Raw genomic sequence first — 20,257 nt, forward strand, 5'->3', positions numbered from 1 at the left:
GCGCCGAGCGCCTTACCCTGTGCTCTTTCTGCGGGCATATGACGGTTTTGCCGTAGGTTCGATAACCGTGCAGCTCGATGGGGTGAAAGGTCGATAAGCCATAACTCGGATGGTTCGCCCGCCGTTTTATCCGGTGCGGGTGAGTGCCCGCGAAGCATGTCTGGAAGGCAGGGAAACTATGAGACGGGCCACCCGAAACGGTGTGATCGCCGTCGCCGCCGCCTCCGGCGCGATGGCAGTGACGATGCCGATGTCCGCCGCCTTCGCGGCCGACGGTGGTGCTGCGGCGGGCGGTGCCGCGGTCGGCTCACCCGGACTGATCTCCGGCAACACCGTGCAGCTTCCGGTGCACGTCCCGGTCAACGCGTGCGGCGACACCGTGAACGTGGTGGGGCTCCTCAATCCCGCCGTGGGCAACAGGTGCACGAACGAGGGGGTCGGCAGCGGCCGGTCCCAGAAGGGCGGGCGGGAACGGTCCCGGGAGAACGGATTCCATGAGAGCGGGTCCCAGGGGAACGGAGGGAATCGTGCCGAGGGGCCCGGAAGCGACCGGTCCGGGCAAGCCGGTGGGTACCGGACCGGCTTGCCCGGCGGAGCCGTGGCCGAGGGCGGCGCGGGGGACTCGCCGGGCGTGCTCTCCGGGAACGCCATCGAGCTTCCCGTCCACCTTCCGTTGAACGTCAGCGGCAACGCGGTGAGCGTGGTCGGCGTCGGCAACGCGGCCGTCGGGAACGAGTCCACGAACACCGCCGGGGGCCGTCCCGACGGCCCGGAGCGGCCGCGCACGAGGCCGGCCGAGCCGCCCCGGGCGGTCCCGGTGCCGCAGCCGGCTCCGCACACCCCGCACGCGGCCTCCCTCGCCCACACCGGAACGGACCGGACCGTATCCGCCGCCGCCATGGGCGGCGCGGCGCTGTTCCTGACCGGATCCGTCCTGTACCGGCGTTTCCGTCCGGGGTCGGTGCGCTGAGCCAGGCATCGGCGGCACGCGAAGAGTCCCACCGGACGACCTCGGAACCCGGGACGATCATCCGGTGGGCCCGCCGCCGTGCCACGATGTCACCGCCCACCCCGGACCCGGCCCTGCTTTTCGCCAACCTCGCGACCGCTCCGTGACGCGCCTCTCGGGGAGCGGCGAGAATGCTGCGGACGCGGCCGAGCACCGCCTCGCGGCCCCCACCGAACGGAGCGCACCGATGACGTCACCGGCCCGGGAGAACCTCGTCGTCACGCAGGCCGGCCTCGACGACTGGCCGGTCATCAGCGGGTGGGCCGCCGCCGAGGGCTGGAACCCGGGGCTCTCCGACGGGCCGGCGTTCTTCGCGCAGGACCCCGAGGGCTTCTTCCTCGGCCGCGTCGGCGGTGAGCCCGTCTCGGCCATCTCGGTCGTCAACTACGGTGCGGAGTACGCCTTTTTGGGTTGCTACCTCGTCCGGCCCGACCTGCGCGGCCGAGGCCACGGACTCACCACATGGAAGACCGCGCTGGCCCACGCCGGACACCGCACGGTGGGCCTCGACGGCGTGGTGTCCCAGCAGGACAACTACCGCCGGTCCGGTTTCGAACTCGACCACCGCACCGTGCGGTTCACCGGTGCCGCCCCGCGGACCGAGCCTCCGGCCGACGTCCACGCCGTGCGGCCGGCCGACCTGGCGGACCTCACCGTGTACGACGGCGCCTGCTGCCCCGCCGACCGACCGCGGTTCCTGGCCCGTTGGCTGACCGGCCCCGGACACCGCGCCGTCCTCCGGCGCAGCGGGGGCCGCGTCACCGGGTACGGAGTGATCCGGCCCGGCCGCGACGCCCTGCGCGTGGGCCCGCTGTTCGCCGACACCGCCGAGGACGCGCGAGCCCTGTTCGCCGCGCTGACCGCCGACGCGGCCGGCCACGAGGTCGCCGTCGACGTGCCCGAGACGAACGCGGCGGGCGTCGCACTGGCCGAACAGGCCGGGTTCAGGCCCTCGTTCGAGACGGCCCGGATGTACACGGGACCGGTGCGGCCCTTCGCCCGGGAACGCGTCTTCGGGATCACGACACTGGAATTGGGCTAGGTCTGGCCTAGTCGCCGCACCACCACCCGACGCGGCCGCTCGGCCCGCCCACCGGCCCCCTCCCCGGTACGGCCGGGGGTTCGTCGCCCGCTCCGGTCATCGCGTACGGCCGTCCTGCCCCACGCGGCCGTCATCGTCGTGGCGCGGTCGGCAGCCTGGCAAGGACGGCGGCGTGGCGGCGCCTTCGCGCGCCGCCCACGTCCGCCGTCGTACGGCCGGAAAGGCGTGTCGGCGGCCCAGAGCCACCGTGGCGAGCGCGGCCGCGACGAGGGGGAGCGAGGTCCAGGGCAGTGCCTGGGCGCCCAGGTTCTCCAGGGCGACCCCTCCGGTCAGCGCACCCGCCGCGATCCCGGCGTTGTACACGGTGGTCTGCAGGGACGTCGCCACGTCCGCGTGCCCGGGCCCGGACGCGTCGACCAGCGCGGTCTGGATCAGGGTCGGCGCGCCGCCGAAGCCGGCGCCCCAGAGGGCCACGGAGACAAGGAGCACGGCGGGGGAGCGGGAGTAGAGCCCGAGGGTGAGCATGACGGCCGCGCACAGCGCGAGCGCGGCGAGCAGCGTGGTGCGCGGGTGGCGGTCCACGAGAAGTCCGGTGATCCAGAGTCCGGCCACGGTGGCCGCCCCGAACACCAGCAGCACCAGGCCGGTACGGCCGAAGCCGGCGTGCGCCGCGAACGGGGCGACGTACGTGTACATCACCTGATGGCCGAGCAGCAGGAGCAGGGTGACGGACAGGACGACGGGCAGGCCCGGCAGCCGCGCCACCCGGGGGAGCGGCGTCCGTGCGCCCGTGCCCTCGCCCGGGAAACCGGGCACCTGCCACCGCACCCAGCCGGCCAGCAGCAGGGCCAGCCCGGTCAGCACGCCGAAGGCCGTACGCCAGCCGAGTGCCTCGGCCAGGACGGTCCCGGCGGGCACGCCCAGCGACAGCGCCAGCGTGATGCCGCCGAGGACGACGGCGATGGCCCGGCCGCGCCGTTCGGCCGGCACCATCCGGGCCGCGTACCCGACGAGCATCGCCCACAGCGTGCCGCCCATGCACCCGGCCGACAGCCGGGCCGCGAACGTCAGGGTGTACGACGAGGACAGCGCGACCACGGCGTTGCTCACCGCGAGACCCACGAGGGCGCCGAGGAGCACCGGGCGGCGGGGCAGTCCGCGCAGCAACGCCGTCAGCGGTATCGCCGCCGCGAAGGAGGCGACCGCGTACCCGGTCACCAGGAAGCCAACGCGGGCCTCGGAGACACCGAGCGCCGGCGCGATGCGCGGCAGCAGTCCGGCGGGCAGCAACTCCGTCATGACAGCGGTGAAGGCGGCGGTGGACAGGGCGAGGAGCCCGGGCCACGGCAGAGCGGTGGGCAGGGTGGTGCCCTTGGCCATGGAAGCGGTGGACATGCGACCATGCTCGAACCTTCACACCAGTGTGAAGGCAAGCGGCGACCCTCGGAGGCGGCCATGAAGATCGGCGAACTGTCGCGCCGTACCGGCGTCCCCACCAGGCTGCTGCGCTACTACGAGGAGCAGGAACTGTTGCACCCGGCGCGGTCCGGGAACGGCTACCGCGAGTACGGCGAGGCGGACGTCCGTGACGTCCAGCAGATCCGCGGGCTGCTCGACTCGGGGCTCACCACGGAGATGATCCGCGCGATCCTGCCGTATCTGTCGGGCCCGGACGAGATCCTTCCGCCGGCCGGCTCCCTCACCCCGGAGACGGCCGCCCTGCTGCAGGCCCACATCGACCGCATCCAGGCCCGCGTCGAGTGTCTGGCCCGTAACCGGGACCGGCTCAGGACCTATCTGGCGGCAGCGGACGGAGCCGACGAAGGTGCCGTAACCGCGTAAAACCCTTGCCGCGGCCGCGGCCTGATGCTGGAGTGAGCCCATGGATCATGTCGCGATACTCGCCCTCTTCGACCGGGACATGCGCGAAGGCGCGCAGCCGGACAGCCCCAGCGCCCGGATCGAGCGGACCGGGCGTGTGGTGCGCCAGGTCTCCTCCGAACTCGGCTGGAACGGCGTGGTCTGGTCGGACCTGGACGAGGCGACCGCGGACGCGGCGATCGCCGAACAGATCGCCCACTACCACGGTCTCGGCCTCGAGTTCGAGTGGAAGCTGTACGGGCACGATCTGCCGGTGGACCTGGGCGGACGGCTGAGAGCCACCGGATTCGAACCCCGGCCCGAGGAGACCCTGATGATCGGCGAGGTCGCCGACCTGACGGTGGACGCCGAGCCGCCCGAGGGCATCCGCATCCTTCCCGTCACCGACCAGGCGGGCGTCGATCTGGTGGCGGACGTGCACGAGAAGGCCTTCGGTACCGGCAGTTCGCGGCTGCGGCACCAGCTGCTCTCCCACCTCAAGGCCGACCCGGAGACCGTGGTCGCCGTCGTCGCCCTCGCCGGTGACGTGGCGGTGAGCGCGGCCCGTATGGAGCTCGTGCCGGGTACCAGGTTCGCCGGCCTGTGGGGCGGCGGCACCGTCGAGGAGTGGCGTGGACGCGGCATCTACCGCGCGCTGGTGGCCCATAGGGCCCGCGCCGCCGCCGAGCGCGGCTACCGCTACCTCCAGGTCGACGCCCTGAACGAAAGCCGCCGCGTCCTCGAACGCCTCGGCTTCCAGCCCCTGACCACGACGACACCGTACGTGTACGTGCCGTAGACCCTGTCGTCACAGGCGCTCGCGGTCGCCGGGGCACAGCCGCGAGGACTCACAGGTCGAGTTGGTACTCCGCCGCCCTGTGCGTCGGTAGGTAGCCGAGCGCGTCGTTGACGGCCAGCATGGGCGCGTTGCTCTCCGCGGTGTCGGTGCGGAGCCCGGCGAGGGCGGGGTGCCGTTCGCGGGCGCGGCTGATGGAGGCCGCCTTCATCCAGCGGGCGAGGCCGTGACCGCGGTGTTCGGGGAGCACCGCGGTGCCGTAGTGCTGACCGTCGCCCAGGCCGTCACCCGGCACGACGAGTTCGGAGAACCCGACCACCGATCCGTCCGCGGTGCTCACGGCGGCGACGGTGTGCAGCGACTCGCCGCGCTTCGCGACGGCCTCCGCCGCGGCGAGCACCCGCTCCACGTCCCAGACGACCGTGCCGTAGTCGGTGCCCTCCATCGGCATGTCGTCCATGGCGCGCCGCGAGTCGGCGTACGACCGCGCCAGTTCGGGCGGCACGCTGCCGTCCCATTCCGTCAACGTGTAGCCGGGGTGCGGTCGTCGGGCGAGCTCCGCGATCGCGTCGAGGTCCGCCTCGGCGAGCGGCAGCCTGGCGTACGTCAGCGTCAGCACCCGGCGAAAGCCCCGCGCCGCAAGGAACAGGTCGGCGGGGGAGTCCTGTTCGGCCTGTGCGAGCACCGACCGGCGCCCCTCCGCGCGGGCCGCTGACACGGCGGCGTCCAGCAGCCTGGTGCCCACGCCCCGCCGCCGCTCCGTGTCGTGCACGGCGATCTCCAGTTCGGCGAGGTGCTGCTGCCCCTCCCTCGTGAACAGCCGCAGGTAGGCGGTACCGAGCGGCATCCCGTCGGTGTCCGAGGCCACCCAGGCGAGGCGGCGGCTCGAACCGCCGGGCTGCGGGTCGGTGAGCGGGGTGAGGTGCAGGGACAACGGGTCTCCGTCTGGCGGGGCGAGTCGGGCGGGGCGGGGCAGGAGCGGGTCGAACCAGCTCGGAACACCTCGGACACGGCGGAGTCCGATCGGTTCGCGCGGCTGAAGCCTGCCGTCGGACGCCGATGTGCGCAACGGGGTTTCCACACCGTCACCACGTGAGCCGACCCCGCCCGTCCAGCCCTACGACGGAGGCGGCGGACCCGGCCGAGACGCCAGGTCCGGCGCTGCCGACGCGCTTCAGGTCCGAGTCAGGGCCCAGGTCCGAAGGGAGACCGCCCGGCCTCGGGAGACGCGCAGGACCGGGGCGTCCTTCGGGAGCTCGAAGCCGCAGGACGGGTGACGCCCTCGCTCGCGGCGTTGTCGGAGTCGATGCGCAACAGCACGCGCCGGGGACGCAGTTCTCGGGCCGAAACTGGGCCCTTCCCTTCCGTGCCTCGACGAGGTGGGCGGCCAGGGCCGCACCGGTGTCGAAGGGGGAGGCCACCGGGGTCCAGCGGGCCATCTCGGGATCGTCGTGGAGGGCGACGATCCTGTCCCGGTCCCCGGGTGCGGTCCAGACGCACGTCAGACCCTGGGCGACGGCGCGGCCGGGCAGGACAAGGCCGGTCCGCGCTGGGCGGGCCGGCCTTCGTTCCGGTCTCTCCCGGGCTCGCCGGTCTCCCGACCGCCCGGCGGGTGCCGCTACGGCCTGGGGGCACTCCTCGCCGCCGTGGCGGTGCACATCAGCCCCAGGACGAGCGCCAGGGCGCCGATGATGATGTTGTTCAGCACGACTCCGGTGTCGGGGCTCTCGCCGACGATCCACGGCGAGACGATCATCCACACGCCGAGTGCGCACATGGCCCAGCTCAGGCCGTACATGCGAGCCGGAGCGGCGGTGAACCCGAGGGCCAGCAGGCCGATCGCGATGCCGACGATCAGGTTGTGGGTCATGAGGGCGGGCTGGCCGGCCGTGTAGTGGAGTATCCACGGGGACACCGCGCAGTACAGCCCGAGCAGGAACACCGGTCCGTCCACGAGTGCCACATCGCGGCCGCCGAGCATGCGGGCGTAGCGTTCCCGCATTTCCGAAGCATCGGGGTGGCTGGTGATGTCACCTCTGGTGGGCGAGACGTTGGCCATGGTGGGTCTCCTTCTGCTTGCAGCCCGACCGCGTCTGGTGCGGTGTGCGGTGAGCGCCGCGCAGTCTCATTCTGCTCTTATTTTTCCTTTATGTGTAGGTCCGGGTGAGCAGGCCGAGGACCCCCACCGCCTTCGGCGGGGCCCACGTTCCGGCATCGGTCAGGTGGGGAACTCCATCACAGCGAGGGGAGTCGACGTCGGCTCGCCGGACCCGCCCGCGGGTTCCACGGTGATGCCCATCCCCGTGGCCTTGTCGACCGGTCCGCCCAGCAGCACCGTCTGACCGGCCAGGTGCGGGTCCATCAGGCCCGCGGATCGCATGGTGCCCCGATCGTCGAACCACAGCTGGTACACCTTGCCGCGGGGTGGTTCGGCCATCCCCGAGGACACGAACACGGCCGCGTCACGGCTCGCGGACACCACGACCGTCCCCCGCGCGCCGCCCGGCAGCCGCGCGGTCCGGGTCCGGGCGTCGGGAGCGGCGAGTACGGCGGCCAGGTCGTCGGCGTTCCGCTGTGCCCGGCCCGCCAGGTCGCGGGCCTCCTCGGCGCGCTCGTACTGCCACGCGGCGGTGCCGCCGAACACGGCCGCCGCGGCGAGACAGGCCGCCAGCGCACACCGCGAGAGCGGACGCGCGTGCCCCGTCCCGCGCCCTCGGCGGACGGTGGACCGCACGCGGGGCGAGTCCTGCCGTACGGCGACGATCCGGCGCAGCACGTCGTCCCGCACCGCGGTCCGGGGCGGCTCGGCCGCCGCGAGGCCCAGCCTGGCCGCGGTCGCGGTGAACCCGGCGACCTCCTCGGCGCAGGTCGGACAGCCGTCCAGGTGCCGCTCGAACGCGGTGCGCTCGTCGTCGGCCAGAGCGTGCAGGGCGTAGGCACCCGACAGCGTGTGCAGGTCCGCGGTGATCACGCGCTCACCCCCAGGCAGTCGCGCAGCCGGATGAGACCGTCGCGCAGTCGTGTCTTGACGGTGCCCAGCGGCAGCGCCAGAGCCTCGGCCACCTCCCGGTAGGTCAGTCCGCGGTAGTAGGCGAGGGTGACCGACTGCCGCTGGAGCTCGGTCAGCGTGCGCAGACAGCGGCGTACCTGCTCCCGCTCCAGCCGGGCCTCCACCTGCTCGGTGACGTGGTCGTACTCGGGCACGCGGTCCAGCAGGGCCGCGCGGTGCTCCCGCGCGGCGGCCGCCTCCACCGAGCGCACCCGGTCGATGGCCCGCCGGTGGGCCAGGGTGAGGATCCAGTTGATGGCCGTGCCGCGGTCCGGACGGTAACGGGGAGCGCTGCGCCACACCTCGACCAGCACCTCCTGGGCGACCTCCTCCGACTGCGCCTGGTCACGCAGCACGCTGCGCACGACACCGAAGACGGGGCTCGCGACGGCGTCGTAGAGCGCGGCGAACGCCTTCTGGTCGCCCAGGGCCACGCCGCCCAGCAACTCCTGCAGATCAGGTGGTGAGGACGGATTTGTGCCGATGTAGACGGCTTCTTTCACGAGGGGGATCCTCCGGGAGGTGTGACATGTCCGGGCGTAATCCGGTGCGCGGGGGCCGACGGATTGGTCCGATCAGGCAAAGGGTGAGCGTCTCTCGCTGCGGCGCGGGTCTTCCGGCGGCTGTGTCGGTGTCTTCCGACGGCGAGGGGGGTTCGGATGCGGGCGCCGACGGATCGTCGGCGCAGGGGGCGCTCGTACGGCGCGCAGCCCTCGGCCGGCCGCGCGGGCGGTCGGCGACTCGCATCGATTCTGCGTCGTACAGTCGGCACATGGGTGAGACCGAAGCGGGCCCGGCGGACGGGTACGAGGTGACGGACGGCGAGGGCCCCGACGCCGGTCTCACGACGGGCGGGCTCGCTCGCCGGCTCGGGGTGTCGCCCACCACACTGCGCTCCTGGGACCGCAGGTACGGCATCGGGCCGGCCGTCCGCGCCGAGGGCAGGCACCGTCGCTGGACACCGCGCGACGTGGAGATGCTGGAGACGATGTGCCGCCTCACCTCGTCCGGGGTGCCGCCCGCGGAGGCGGCACGCGCCGCCCGGGAGGGAGTACGGCGGTCCACGCCCGGCGCGGAGGCGTCCGCGCGAGCCGAACCGTCCGCGCGAGCCGAACCGTCCGTGCGAGCCGAACCGCCCGTGCGAGCCGAACCGTCCGCGCCGTCCGGGTCGGCCACCGTCCCCGTCCGCTCACGCGCGGCCGGCGGGCTGCCGCTGGGCGACGTGCGCCAGGAGTGCCGCGGCCTGGCCCGCGCCGCCGTCCGGCTCGACGCGCCGGCGGTCGAGGACCAGTTGGCCTCGGTCGTCGATGAGCACGGCCTCACCGTCGCCTGGCAGGAGGTGATGATGCCCACCCTGCACGCCGTGGGACGCAAGTGGGCCTCCTCCGGCGACCGGTACGTCGAGGTCGAGCACCTGTTGTCCTGGCACGTGTCCACCACCCTGCGCAGACACACCCGGGCCCGCGCACCGCAGGGGACCGCCTCCGCCGTCGAGCCCGTCCTGCTGGCCTGCGCTCCCGGCGAGCAGCACACCCTGCCGCTCGAGGCCCTGAACGCGGGGCTCGGCGAACTCGGTCTGCCCACCCGGATGTTCGGCGCCGCCGTGCCCGCCGAGGCGCTCACCGCGGCGGTCCAGCGACTCGGTCCGCGAGCCGTGGTCCTGTGGGCACAGTCGCGCTCCACGGCCAGCCTGCCGCTGGCCCGGCACGTGGCCGGCACCCAGTGGGGAGTGAAGGGCGCCCGCAGACAGCCCCTGGTACTCACGGCCGGGCCGGGCTGGGGCAGCCGCCCCGCCCCGGGAATGCCGAGGCCGACGACCCTGCGCGACGCACTGGACCTGCTGCGCGCCGCATACGGCACGGACGGGCTCCCGGGGCCGCGTTGACCCGTCGGGGGCGGAGGGTTCGTCGTGCCTCGTACGACACGGACCGGATCGTCGTGCCGGGTTGAGCCGTCGGGTCCGGGTCCGGGGCCGGGTGCCGGTCCGGTTCTTGGGAGGCTGGAGCGGGACGGTGGAGGGCCGGGCCGGGGCGGAGAATTCGCGGTCACTCCGCATCCGTGGGACCGTCGGGACGGGAAGCGGGGGGCGAGAGGGCTGTGCCGACCGGTACGGCCGTCGTCGTCCGGTCCTCGCCGGGCGGCCCGAGACCACGAGGACGGTCGCCGTGCCCACGATCCGCGACACCACCGATGTGCTGGTGATCGGAGCGGGGGTGGCCGGACTGGCCTGTGCCCGCGACCTGTGTACCGCGGGACTCACCGTGCGGGTCCTGGAAGCCTCCGACGAGGTGGGCGGGCGGATGCGCTCGGACCGTGTCGACGGGTTCGTGATCGACCGCGGCTTCCAGGTCTTCAACACCGCCTATCCGCAGGTCCGTCGGCGGCTTGCGCTGCGCGAGCTGCGACTGCGGCCCTTCACTCCGGGTGTCCTGATCCACACCGGGAGCGGGACGCTGCGCTTCGCCGATCCCAGCCGTCGCCCCCGGGCGCTCCCCGACCTGCTGCCGGGCCGGCTCGCGGGCCCGCGCGACCTGCTGGCCCTCGGCGTCCTGTCGGCCCGCGACATGCTGGCCCCGGTCCGGTTCGTCAAGCGTGCCGAGGACCGCACGACGCGCACGGCACTGGCAGCGGCGGGATTCTCCGACGACTTCGTGGAGCGTTTCTTCCGGCCCTTCCTGTCGGGGGTGTTCCTCGAGGACGGACTGGAGACGTCCAGCCGGTTCTTCCACCTGGTGTGGCGCAGCATGCTGCGCGGCTCGCTGTGCCTGCCGGACACGGGCATCGGCGAAGTCCCCCGCGCCCTGGCGGCAGGGCTGCCCAGGGGCGTCGTACGTCTGGAGACTCCCGTGGAGCGGCTCACCGACGACGGTGCCGTCACCCCCGGCGGCGACGAAGTGCCCGCCCGCGCCGTGGTGGTGGCCACCGGGCCGGGCCCGGCTGCCGCGCTGCTGCCCGGACTGGACCTCCCCGCCTACCGTGTCGTGACGACGTACTACCACGTCGCACCACGCTCGCCGCTCGGCGAGCCGACCCTGTTGGTGGAGCCTCGACGCCGCTTCCTCAACACGTGTGTCGTGAGCGACGTCGCCCCCGGATACGCCCCGCGCGGGTCCGCGCTCGTCGCCACGTCCGTCCTGGGCGAGGACACCGAGGGCCGGGAGGCCACCGTGCGTGCCGCGCTGGGCGAGGTGTACGGCACCGGCACGGGCGGGTGGAGCCTGCTGACCGTCCGGACGATCCAGGCCGCGCTGCCGGTGATGGCGCCGCCCCAGCCGCTCAGTCGTACCACCCGGATCGGACCGGGACGGTACGCGTGCGGTGACCACCGGGCCACCGGTTCGGTGCAGGGAGCCCTGGCCTCCGGAGCACGCGCCGCACGCGAGGTACTGCGCGACCTCGGCCGCTGAGGCGCCCGCTTCCACAGGCCCGGTACGCCGCGCGTGGGTGTCGCCTCAGCGGGGCGGAGCCGCGCATCGGTTCAGCCCCGCGCCCGCAGGGGCGCCGCCGGACAGCAGTGGCCTTCGTCGAGCCCGCGGAGTGGCCGGCCGGTGCGCTGCGCGCCCGGGGTGGCCCGCGAAGAACGAAGGCGCCGCACGCGGCACGCGCACGCGCTGCGGTGGGCGGCGCCCGGGACGTACGGCTTCGTGGCCGTGCGCGCCCTCGCACCCCTCCGTCCTCGCCCCCTCCGCCTCACTCGCGGTCGCGTCCCCGGCGGAAGCGGGCGAGTCCGTCGGACAGTTCGACGATCGGGTCGGGGTAGTCGATCGCGGCGCGGTCCAGCCCCGTCAGCTTCCACGGCTCGTGGATCAACGGCGCGTCCAGCTCGGCGAGTTCGGGCACCCAGCGGCGGACGTACGCCCCGTCGGGGTCATAGCGCTTGGCCTGGATGACCGGATTGAGGACGCGGTTGGGGCGGCTGTCGGTGCCGGTGCCGGCCATCCACTGCCAGTTGAGCTGGTTGTTCGCGAGGTCGCCGTCGACCAGCAGGGAGAGGAAGTGCCGGGCGCCCACCCGCCAGTCGACGTACAGCGTCTTGGCGAGGAAGCTGGCCGTCAGCAGACGGCCGCGGTTGTGCATCCAGCCCTCGTGGCGCAGTTGGCGCATCGCCGCGTCGACGACGGGGTATCCCGTGCGGCCCTCCCTCCACGCGGCGACGTCCTCGCGTGCCGCACGCTCGGGGCGCCAGCGGTCGTGCTTGGTGCGGTAGTCGGCGGTGGCCACGTGCGTCCGCGCGGCCAGGACCTGCCGGTGGAAGTCGCGCCACGCGAGCTGACGGACGAACGCCTCGGCGCCCGGGCCGCCCACCCTGCGCGCCCGGTGGACGAGTTCGACGGGGGAGAGGGTGCCGAAGTGCAGGTGCGGCGACAGGTGTGAGGTGGCGTCGCCGGCCAGGTCGTCGTGACGGTCCTCGTACGCGGCGACCCCGCTGCGCAGCCACGCCGTGAGCCGTTTCCGGCCCGCGACCTCACCACCCGCGGCCAGCCCATGCGACAGCCCGGGGAGCCCGGCCCGGGACGGGAGTTCGCCGGAGACCACGCCCTCCGGCACCCTCACGGTGCGCGGCGCGCCGAGCGTGTCGCGCAGCCGCTGCTGCGACCACTGGCGGAAGTACGGGGTGAAGACGGCGAAGTGGTCGGAGGAGGCGGGAGTGAGCGCTCCCGGTGTCACCGCCGTGGTCACCGTCTCGTGGACGTGCAGCCGCCGCCCCTCCGTCTCCAGCGCGCGCCGCAGCCGTTCCTCGCGGCGGTGGGCGTAGCCGCTGACGTCGGCCGCCATGTGGACCTCGTCGGCGTCCGCCTCGGCCGCCACCTTGCACACCTGCTCGACGATGTCGCCGTGGCGGACGACGAGCCGGCCGCCCCGGTCGCGCAGCCCCGCGTCCAGGTCGCGCAGACAGTCGGCGAGGAAGGCCAGCCGGTTGGGTGCGGCGAAGCCGGCGCCGTCGACGGCCGGGTCGCGCACGAAGAGCGGCACGACCTGGCGGGAGCCGTCGTTCGCCGCCCGTAGCGGTGGATGGTCGTTCAGCCGCAGGTCCGAGGTGAACAGGACGACCGAGACGTTCATGACGCGAGCTCCCGGGAGAGTGAGCGGGTGGGCCGTGTCTGCTTCCGGCTCCGGCGGGTGCGCGGATGCGCCGGTCAACGGACGGGAGCGTTTTCCCTCCGCCGGGTGACCGGTGCCTTCCCCGCGGCCTTCGCGATGTTGCGGGCCATGCCGCCGAACACCGCGGCGTGGAAGGGGGAGACGCTCCGCCAGTAGGCGTGGCCCAGCAGCCCGTGCGGATGGAAGAGGGCACGCTGGTGGTACAGGGTGCGACCGTTCTCGTCCGTGTCGGCGCGCATCTCCAGCCAGCCGAGGCCGGGCAGCCGCATCTCCGCCCGCAGCCGCAGCAGACGCCCGGGTTCGATCTCCTCCACCCGCCAGAAGTCCAGCGAGTCGCCGACGCGCAGGTGCGCCGCGTCCCGGCGGCCGCGGCGCAGGCCGACCCCGCCGACCAGCCGGTCCAGCCAGCCGCGCACCGCCCAGGCGAGTGGGAAGGAGTACCAGCCGTTCTCGCCGCCGATGCCCTCGATCACCCGCCACAGCGCCTCGGGCGGAGCGGCGACGACGAGTTCCCGGGAGTCCGTGTAGAGGCTGCCGCCGGCCCAGTCGGGGTCCGTCGGCAGTGGGTCGCTCGGCGCGCCGGGCACCGAGGCGGACGACCAGCGGGTCGTCACCCGGGCCTCGCGGACACGTTGCAGGGCCAGCCGGACGGCGTCGTCGAAGGCGATCGGATGTCCGGGGGGATCGGGCAGGTGGCGGGTGATGTCGTGCTCGTGGCAGACCACTTCGTGGCGCAGGGACTCGGTGAGCGGGCGGGCGATGGAGGCCGGCACGGGTGTCACCAGCCCGACCCAGTGGCTGGACAGACCGGGACTGAGGACCGGGACGGGCAGGATGACGCGGCGCGGCAGGCCGGCCACCGCCGCGTAGCGGACCATCATCTCCCGGTAGGTCAGGACGTCCGGCCCGCCGATGTCGAAGGCGCGGCTGACCTCGTCGGGCAGCTCGGCACCGCCGAGGAGCAGCCGCAGCACGTCCCGTACGGCGATGGGCTGGATCCGGGTGTGCACCCAGCTCGGGGTGACCATCACGGGGAGGCGTTCGGTGAGGTAGCGCAGCATCTCGAAGGAGACGGAGCCGGATCCGATGATGACGGCCGCGCGCAGCACGACGGTGGGTACGCCGGAGTCCAGCAGGATGCGGCCGACCTCGGCCCGCGACCGCAGATGCGGCGACAGTTCGTGCTCGGGGACGTCCGCGGGTGTGAGGCCGCCCAGGTAGACGATGCGCCGTACGCCCGCGGCCCGGGCCTGTTCCCCGAAGATCCGTGCCGCCTCCCGGTCGGTCGCCTCGAAGCTCGTGCCCGTGCCCAGCGCGTGCACCAGGTAGTAGGCGACGTCGATGTCCCGCATGGCCTCGGCGACCGACGCGGCGTCGGTGACGTCGCCGCGCACCACCTCCGCCTCGCCCGCCCAGGGGTGGTCACGCAGCTTCCCGGGGGAGCGGGCCAGACAGCGCACGCGGTGGCCCGCGGAGAGGAGTTCCGGGACGAGCCGGCCTCCGATGTATCCCGTCGCGCCGGTCACCAGGCAGTGCCGGGCCGGCCCGTGCGGCGCGGAGTCGTCCGTGTTCATGAGGCCTCGGCTCTTCGCTCGGTGGGTTCCTCCAGTGATTCCTTCCGCGGTGCGGACCGAACCGGATGCGGGGGTTTCTATAGGCTGATCGCGTGGCGACAGCAGACGAGCGGGAGCAGCCGGGGCGAGAGCGCGACGCCGCCGCGGCCGGGGCGGGCGACCTGCGTGCCTTCGCCGTCGAGTTGCGGCGGATGAACGTCGGGATCAACCGCCTGGTGCAGGGGTTCGCCGGGGACCACGGTCTGCATCCCACGGACGTACAGGCGCTCGCGGCGATCCTCGACGCCCACGAGCCGATGACCCCGGGCCGGCTCCGGGAGCACCTGGGGCTCACCTCGGGGGCCGTCACCGCGTGTGTCGACCGGCTCGAGCGCAAGGGGCACATCCGCCGGGTCCGGGAGAGCGCCGACCGCAGGGTGGTCCACCTGCACTACGCGGCCGACGGGAGGTCGGCGGCCCGGTCGTACTTCCGTCCGCTCGCCGAGGCGACCGAGTCCGCCCGCTCCCGCTTCACCGAGGCCGAACTGTCGGTGGCGCTGCGTTTTCTCGCCGCGCTGAACGAGGAGCTCTCCGAGGTGAGGTCGGCCGGTTCCTGAGCGTGGTCTCCGGGTGCGTCCGGCGACGGGGTGAACGGGGAAGAGAAGGTGTCGGCTACGATCACCGCCGCAATGTATCTCAATGATTGAGATTGTTTCCCATTGAGATGGTTACTCGTCGGCACCCCTTCCCACAGCGCACCCGTGAAGCCTGGAGAACGATGTCCACCACCCCACGACGGGCCCGTCGGCTCCTGCCCGTCCTGCTGCTCCTCGCCTGGCTCGTTGTCGGCGGAGCCCTCGGCCCGTACGCCGGCCGGCTCGGCGAGGTCGCGGGCAACGACCAGGCCGCCTTCCTGCCGCGCAGCGCCGAGTCCACGGAGGTCATCGCCGAACAGCGGGCCTTCCGGCAGCAGGAGACGCTGCCCGCGATCATCGTCTGGACCGGCGACAACGGCAGCGACGGCGACGGCGGGAGGATGGCCGACCGGCAGGCCGCCGCGGCGCGGGCGCTGACCTCCGTGGCCGGCATACCCGGCACGGTCGGCGAGGTGGCGCCCGCACTCGTCTCCCGGGACGGCGCCGCTCTGGAAGGCGTGGTGCAACTGCGACCCGACCTGGGCGACCGGCTCGCCGACACCCTCGACCGCATCCGGGCGACCGCCGAACGCGTGCCCGACACCACCGTGCGGATCGCCGGTCCCGCCGCCGGCCAGGCCGACCTGGCCGACGCCTTCGCGGGCATCGACGGACTCCTGCTCGCCGTGGCCCTGGTGACGGTCCTGGTGATCCTGCTGCTCGTCTACCGCAGCCTGCTGCTGCCCCTGGTGATCATTCTCGGCGCCGTGTTCGCACTGGCGCTCGCCTGCGCGGTCGTCTACGTGCTCGCCGACCACGACGTGGTGCGCGTCGACGGCCAGGTGCAGGGCATCCTCTTCATCCTCGTGATCGGTGCCGCCACCGACTACGCCCTCCTGTTGACCGCCCGCTTCCGGGAGGAACTGGCCCGCCACTCCGACCGGTTCGCCGCCGTCCGGGCCGCGCTGCGACAGTCGTGGGGCGCCGTCGTGGCCAGCGCGGCGACCGTCGCCCTCGGTCTGCTCGCCCTGTTGATCAGCGATCTGACCAACAACCGGGCGCTCGGACCGGTCGGCGCCATCGGCATCGTCTGCGCCGTCCTGAGCTCCCTCACCTTCCTGCCCGCCGTACTGGTCCTGCTCGGGCGGGCGGCCTACTGGGCCCGCAGGGCCCCGGGCCGCCGACGACCGAACCGCAGGCCACGGGGTGTGGCGGCGCGTCGCCGCCCTGGTCGACCGGGCGCCGCGCCGGGTCTGGGCCATCGCCCTCGCGGGCCTGCTGGCCTGCGCCGCCTTCGCCCCCGCCCTCACCTCCCAGGGCGTGCCGCTGGACGAGACCTTCGTCGACGACGCTCCGTCCGTCGCCGCGCAGCAGACCCTGGCCCAGCACTTCCCGGGCGGCTCCGGCAACCCGGCCGTGGTCGTCGCGAACGCCGACCGCCTCGACCGGGTCCTGGCCACGGCGCGGTCCACGAAGGGGGTCGCCTCGGCGGCCGGAGTGACCGCGTCCGGGCGTCCGGGCGGTGAACCCCTCGTCGTCGACGGGCGGGTACGCGTCGACGTCACCCTGCGCTCCGCCGCCGACAGCCGCGCGGCCGAGGACACCGTGGCACGGCTGCGGACCTCCCTGCACGCGGTGCCGGACGCCGACGCCCTCGTCGGCGGGTACACCGCGCAGCGGTACGACACACTGCGCACGGCCGAACGCGACCGCACCCTGATCGTGCCCGTGGTCCTCGCCGTCATCTTCGTCATCCTGGCCGGGCTGCTGCGCTCGCTGCTGATGCCGGCGCTGCTCGTGGCCACCGTGGCCCTCAACTTCCTTGCCACGCTGGGGGTCTCCGCGCTGGTCTTCCCGCACGTCTTCGGCTTCACCGGCACCGACCCCTCCGTGCCGTTGTACGGATTCGTCTTCCTGGTCGCCCTCGGCGTCGACTACAACATCTTCCTGATGTCCCGGGTCCGCGAGGAGTCCCTGCGGCACGGAGTGCGCCAAGGTGCGCTGCGCGGCCTGGTCACCACCGGCGGAGTCATCACCTCCGCCGGCGTGGTGCTCGCCGCGACCTTCGCCGCGCTCGGCGTGATCCCCCTGGCCTTCCTGGCACAGATCGCCTTCATCGTCGCCTTCGGGGTCCTGCTCGACACCCTGGTCGTGCGCTCGCTGCTGGTGCCCGCACTGGCGCGGGACATCGGACCCCGGGCCTGGTGGCCGGGTCGGCTCAGCCGGACGCGGGAGTCGCCGGAGGACCACGACGAGATCCGGGACCTCACGTCGGCGGCACCCTGACCCGTGACAACGACCGGCCGTCGGCGGTGGTCTGACGGCCGGTCCGCGCCCGCGCACCGAGTTCCGGGAGCCGGGCATGCCGCTGCCGATCCAGGGCAAGCGGAACGTAAGGGAGTTCATGGCTGTTGACGGAGGTGTGTGCCGTTATGGGCGCGAAGGTGTTGGAGCGCTTTCCTGCCGGAAGTCCGCGCGGATCGTGGCCTGCGGAGGAATGCGCGGCCCGGCGCCGTGCCGCGGGTGAGCCCGCGACGGTCGTCATGGACCTGAAGTCGGACGCCTTCCTCGTGGTGGTCCCGGCCCGCGACGACGACTGACCGCCGCCCCTCAGCCGGCCGGCGCGTCCACCGTCAGAGTGCCCCCCAGGTCCCGCGCCCGGCGCACGAACACCGTGTGCAGGCCCCGCGCCGCCTGCGGTACGGACTCGGCCCTGCGCCGCTGCAGCATCAGCAGCACCCGGGTCGTGTCCCCGGCCAGCGGCCGGTACGTGAGCGCCCCCAGCCGCTCCAGCGGGTCCCCCACGACACTGAAGTCCGGCAGCAGCGTCGCTCCGAGTCCCTCGGCGACCATCAGCTTGCCCATCTCCGCGCCATCGGTGGAGTAGGAGAAGGACGGGCCGCGGCCGCCGAGAAGCCGGTGGACGTACCGGTGCATGACGTAACCGGAACGCATCGCGATCAGCGGCTGTTCGAGCAGGTCGTCCACCGTCACCGCGGCCCGGGACGCGAGCGGGCTGTCGGGGCGTACGCACACCACCGGCCGCCCGTGCAGCAACTGCGTGGACTCCACGCCGGCCGGCACGTCGTCGCCCTCCAGATGGTTGACCAGCCCGAGGTCGAAACCGCCCTCCGACAGCGCCTGGTGGATCTGCGTCTGCTGGGCCGCGACCACCTCGACCTGCGTGACCGGATGCGCGGCGCGGAACTCGCGCACCACCGGAATGAGCAGCGGCACGGTCGCCGCGTTGACCGTCCCGACGCGCACCATGCGGCTGACGCGGTGCTGCTCGCCCGCGGCGGCCCGCAGCCGGTCCACCGCCTCCAGCACGCCGACGATGTGCGGCAGCAGCTCGCGGCCCTCGGCGCTCATCGTGGCACCGGTGCGCTTGCGTTCCAGGAGATCCACTCCCAGTTCGCGCTCCAGGTTCCGCACGGTCTCGCTCAACGCCGGCTGTGAGAGCCGCAGTTCCTCGGCGGCCCGGCGCAGCGAACCGAGCCGGGTGACCGCCGCGATGTATTCCAGCTGTTCTGTCCGCACGGCAACAGAGTTGCTGTCCGATCACCGACCGTTCAAGGGTTTCCCTGTCACACCTTCGTGAAATTCAATGGTCCGCGATACGAGACCGGTCGGGTTTTCCTTGACTGCCGGGAACGGCGACTGTCACGATCGAGAACATGAAGATGCGACTGGACCTCACGCGGCGACGCCACGTCGACCTCGCGCGCGTCTCCAGCGCCTCCTGTTGCTCCGCGGCCTGATCCCGCCGATCCGCCGCATCCCCTCCGCGCCGCACCGCGCCTCTCTGTGGCCAGGCAGCCGTGTGCCGCGTTTCCCCGTCACCGCCTGAATTCCACGCTCAGTCGCGCCCGTCGAATTCGGCGTACCCGAAATTCCGCAACAGGAGTTCCGCATGCCCGCAGAGCCCGGGAAATTCGCCTACCGGGTCCCCCATGTCAGCGGGGGACTGGCCACCAGAAAGATCGACCAACGCACCGACTGGGGGCACGACTACAACCGGGACCGGTTCCGGTGCAACGTCCGCACCCACACGCTGCACGACCTCGTCGCCTACGGGCGCCGCGAGGTCGGCCGCTGGGTCCTCGAGGGCGAACTGCCCGCACCCACCAGGTACTTCTGACCGACTCACCGGGGGCGCCTGTCGCGCACAGGCGTTCCTCCTCCCCGAAAGAGGACCCATGGCCACCGTCCTGTCCGTCTCCGGCAGCCCCTCCGCCTCCTCCCGCACCAACCGTCTGCTGCGCCATCTGGACCGCCGGCTGACCGCCCAGGGCCACGAGGTGATCCCGCTCGACGTCCGCACCATCCCCGCCGAGGCGCTCCTCGGCGCGGACTTCCGGCACCCGGCCGTCGTCGAGGCCACCGAGCTCTTCGCGCGCGCCGACGGTGTCGTCGTCGGCACCCCCGTCTACAAGGCGTCGTACTCCGGTGTCCTCAAGGCACTTCTCGACCTGCTCCCGCAGTACGCCCTCACCGGCAAGACCGTGCTGCCGCTCGCCACCGGCGGGTCCACCGCCCACGTCCTGGCCATCGACTACGCGCTCCGGCCGGTCCTCAGCTCCATGGGCGCAGCCCACATCGTGCAGGGCTGGTTCACCCTCGACAAGGACATCACCGTGCACCAGGACGGCTCCCTGACCGTCGCGGCTTCCGCCGACGGGGCCCTCACCCAGGTGGTCGACCAGTTCTCGACCGCCCTCGGCCGCACCCCGGTGCTGGCCGCGACGGGCTGACCGCGATGGCCGCGCAGGTGATCGCCGACGACGCCGAGGCCCTGGCCGTCGCCGCCGAACTGGCCACGCGGTTCCGGGCGGGAGCCTCCGAACGGGACGCGGAACGCAGACTCCCGCGGGAGGAGGTGGACCAGCTCTCCGCCTCCGGGCTGCTCGCGGTCACCGTCCCCGCCGGGCACGGCGGCGCCGACGTCCGGCAGGAGACCCTCGCGGAGGTCTTCCGGCTGCTCGCCACGGCCGACGGCAGCCTCGCCCAGATCCCGAGGAGCCACTTTGCCTACGTCAACGTGATCCGCCGTCAGGGCACCGAACAGCAGCAGAAGTTCGTCTTCTCGCTCAACCTGCACCGTCATTGGCGGGACGCCCGCACCCACACGCTGCACGACCCGCCCCGCTGGAAGATCCAGCACATCGGCCGGTACGTGCTGAACGGCACGAGACCACCGCGCCACGGCC

Annotated in this window: 20 protein-coding genes and 2 pseudogenes; 14 read left to right on the forward strand and 8 right to left on the reverse strand. The window is 73.2% G+C overall.

Features of this window, described 5'->3' with window-relative positions:
• Positions 1-178: 178 nt before the first annotated feature.
• Together OG985_RS40500 and OG985_RS40505 are read left to right on the forward strand one after the other, a co-directional pair.
• A complete protein-coding gene (locus OG985_RS40500) occupies positions 179-970 on the forward strand; it encodes a chaplin (RefSeq protein ID WP_371673371.1) in 792 nt (263 codons plus the stop codon).
• A 226-nt stretch (positions 971-1,196) separates the two neighbouring features.
• Positions 1,197-2,051, forward strand: a complete 855-nt coding sequence (locus OG985_RS40505) for a GNAT family N-acetyltransferase (RefSeq protein WP_371673372.1) — start codon at positions 1,197-1,199, stop codon at positions 2,049-2,051.
• Positions 2,052-2,147: 96 nt separating this feature from the next.
• Here the strand turns inward: OG985_RS40505 and OG985_RS40510 are convergent, their stop codons facing one another.
• On the reverse strand, positions 2,148-3,446 hold the full coding sequence (locus tag OG985_RS40510) for an MFS transporter (protein ID WP_371673373.1): 1,299 nt from the start codon (positions 3,444-3,446) through the stop codon (positions 2,148-2,150).
• Positions 3,447-3,506: 60 nt separating this feature from the next.
• Between OG985_RS40510 and OG985_RS40515 the strand changes: the two genes are divergently transcribed.
• Both OG985_RS40515 and OG985_RS40520 read left to right on the forward strand, forming a co-directional pair.
• Entirely contained in the window at positions 3,507-3,893 is a 387-nt protein-coding gene (locus tag OG985_RS40515; RefSeq protein WP_371673374.1) for a MerR family transcriptional regulator, read from the forward strand.
• 40 nt (positions 3,894-3,933) lie between these two features.
• Complete coding sequence (locus OG985_RS40520) at positions 3,934-4,710, forward strand: GNAT family N-acetyltransferase (RefSeq protein ID WP_371673375.1); 777 nt, start codon at positions 3,934-3,936, stop codon at positions 4,708-4,710.
• Between the two features lie 49 nt (positions 4,711-4,759).
• Here the strand turns inward: OG985_RS40520 and OG985_RS40525 are convergent, their stop codons facing one another.
• The 4 genes from OG985_RS40525 to OG985_RS40540 form a co-directional block, all read right to left on the reverse strand.
• On the reverse strand, positions 4,760-5,641 hold the full coding sequence (locus OG985_RS40525) for an N-acetyltransferase family protein (RefSeq protein WP_371673376.1): 882 nt from the start codon (positions 5,639-5,641) through the stop codon (positions 4,760-4,762).
• 684 nt (positions 5,642-6,325) lie between these two features.
• Positions 6,326-6,766 (reverse strand): SPW repeat protein, encoded by a 441-nt coding sequence (locus OG985_RS40530; RefSeq protein ID WP_371673377.1) that lies wholly within the window; start codon positions 6,764-6,766, stop codon positions 6,326-6,328.
• A gap of 159 nt (positions 6,767-6,925) precedes the next feature.
• Positions 6,926-7,678 carry an anti-sigma factor domain-containing protein gene (locus tag OG985_RS40535; RefSeq protein WP_371673378.1) on the reverse strand — a complete coding sequence of 251 codons (753 nt, stop codon included), beginning with the start codon at positions 7,676-7,678 and terminating at the stop codon, positions 6,926-6,928.
• Positions 7,675-8,259 carry a sigma-70 family RNA polymerase sigma factor gene (locus OG985_RS40540; protein ID WP_371673379.1) on the reverse strand — a complete coding sequence of 195 codons (585 nt, stop codon included), beginning with the start codon at positions 8,257-8,259 and terminating at the stop codon, positions 7,675-7,677. Before OG985_RS40540 ends, OG985_RS40535 begins: the two co-directional genes overlap by 4 nt.
• Before the next feature lie 269 nt (positions 8,260-8,528).
• Between OG985_RS40540 and OG985_RS40545 the strand changes: the two genes are divergently transcribed.
• The gene (locus tag OG985_RS40545; protein ID WP_371673380.1) at positions 8,529-9,641 is read left to right on the forward strand and encodes a MerR family transcriptional regulator; all 1,113 of its coding nucleotides are present in this window, start codon (positions 8,529-8,531) and stop codon (positions 9,639-9,641) included.
• 280 nt (positions 9,642-9,921) lie between these two features.
• Entirely contained in the window at positions 9,922-11,163 is a 1,242-nt protein-coding gene (locus tag OG985_RS40550) for an NAD(P)/FAD-dependent oxidoreductase (protein ID WP_371673381.1), read from the forward strand.
• Between the two features lie 283 nt (positions 11,164-11,446).
• On the opposite strand, the gene OG985_RS40555 is transcribed toward OG985_RS40550, so the two are convergent.
• Together OG985_RS40555 and OG985_RS40560 are read right to left on the reverse strand one after the other, a co-directional pair.
• Positions 11,447-12,820 (reverse strand): deoxyribodipyrimidine photo-lyase, encoded by a 1,374-nt coding sequence (locus tag OG985_RS40555; protein WP_371673382.1) that lies wholly within the window; start codon positions 12,818-12,820, stop codon positions 11,447-11,449.
• Positions 12,821-12,894: 74 nt separating this feature from the next.
• Positions 12,895-14,433, reverse strand: a complete 1,539-nt coding sequence (locus OG985_RS40560) for an SDR family oxidoreductase (RefSeq protein WP_371673383.1) — start codon at positions 14,431-14,433, stop codon at positions 12,895-12,897.
• 92 nt (positions 14,434-14,525) lie between these two features.
• On the opposite strand from OG985_RS40560, the gene OG985_RS40565 reads away from it, so the two are divergent.
• The 4 genes and pseudogenes from OG985_RS40565 (at position 14,526) to OG985_RS40580 (ending at position 17,647) form a co-directional block, all read left to right on the forward strand.
• Positions 14,526-15,029, forward strand: coding sequence for a MarR family winged helix-turn-helix transcriptional regulator (locus OG985_RS40565; RefSeq protein ID WP_371673384.1), 504 nt, complete (start codon positions 14,526-14,528; stop codon positions 15,027-15,029).
• A 161-nt stretch (positions 15,030-15,190) separates the two neighbouring features.
• Positions 15,191-16,219 (forward strand): annotated as a pseudogene (locus tag OG985_RS40570) (efflux RND transporter permease subunit); the annotation flags it as partial.
• Positions 16,220-16,367: 148 nt separating this feature from the next.
• Positions 16,368-17,333: an MMPL family transporter gene (locus OG985_RS40575; RefSeq protein WP_371673385.1), complete on the forward strand. Its 966-nt coding sequence runs from the start codon at positions 16,368-16,370 to the stop codon at positions 17,331-17,333.
• Between the two features lie 146 nt (positions 17,334-17,479).
• Positions 17,480-17,647: a hypothetical protein gene (locus OG985_RS40580; protein WP_371673386.1), complete on the forward strand. Its 168-nt coding sequence runs from the start codon at positions 17,480-17,482 to the stop codon at positions 17,645-17,647.
• 10 nt (positions 17,648-17,657) lie between these two features.
• Here the strand turns inward: OG985_RS40580 and OG985_RS40585 are convergent, their stop codons facing one another.
• Positions 17,658-18,587, reverse strand: coding sequence for a LysR family transcriptional regulator (locus OG985_RS40585; RefSeq protein WP_371673387.1), 930 nt, complete (start codon positions 18,585-18,587; stop codon positions 17,658-17,660).
• A 143-nt stretch (positions 18,588-18,730) separates the two neighbouring features.
• Between OG985_RS40585 and OG985_RS40590 the strand changes: the two genes are divergently transcribed.
• The 4 genes and pseudogenes from OG985_RS40590 to OG985_RS40605 all read left to right on the forward strand — a co-directional run.
• Complete coding sequence (locus tag OG985_RS40590; protein WP_353962189.1) at positions 18,731-18,808, forward strand: putative leader peptide; 78 nt, start codon at positions 18,731-18,733, stop codon at positions 18,806-18,808.
• A gap of 152 nt (positions 18,809-18,960) precedes the next feature.
• Positions 18,961-19,188, forward strand: coding sequence for a hypothetical protein (locus OG985_RS40595; protein WP_371674724.1), 228 nt, complete (start codon positions 18,961-18,963; stop codon positions 19,186-19,188).
• 58 nt (positions 19,189-19,246) lie between these two features.
• Positions 19,247-19,801 (forward strand): NADPH-dependent FMN reductase, encoded by a 555-nt coding sequence (gene ssuE / locus OG985_RS40600; RefSeq protein WP_371673388.1) that lies wholly within the window; start codon positions 19,247-19,249, stop codon positions 19,799-19,801.
• Between the two features lie 5 nt (positions 19,802-19,806).
• Positions 19,807-20,136, forward strand: a pseudogene (locus OG985_RS40605) (acyl-CoA dehydrogenase family protein); the annotation flags it as partial.
• Positions 20,137-20,257 lie beyond the last annotated feature (121 nt).

The organism is Streptomyces sp. NBC_00289 (assembly GCF_041435115.1).
Classification (GTDB): domain Bacteria; phylum Actinomycetota; class Actinomycetes; order Streptomycetales; family Streptomycetaceae; genus Streptomyces.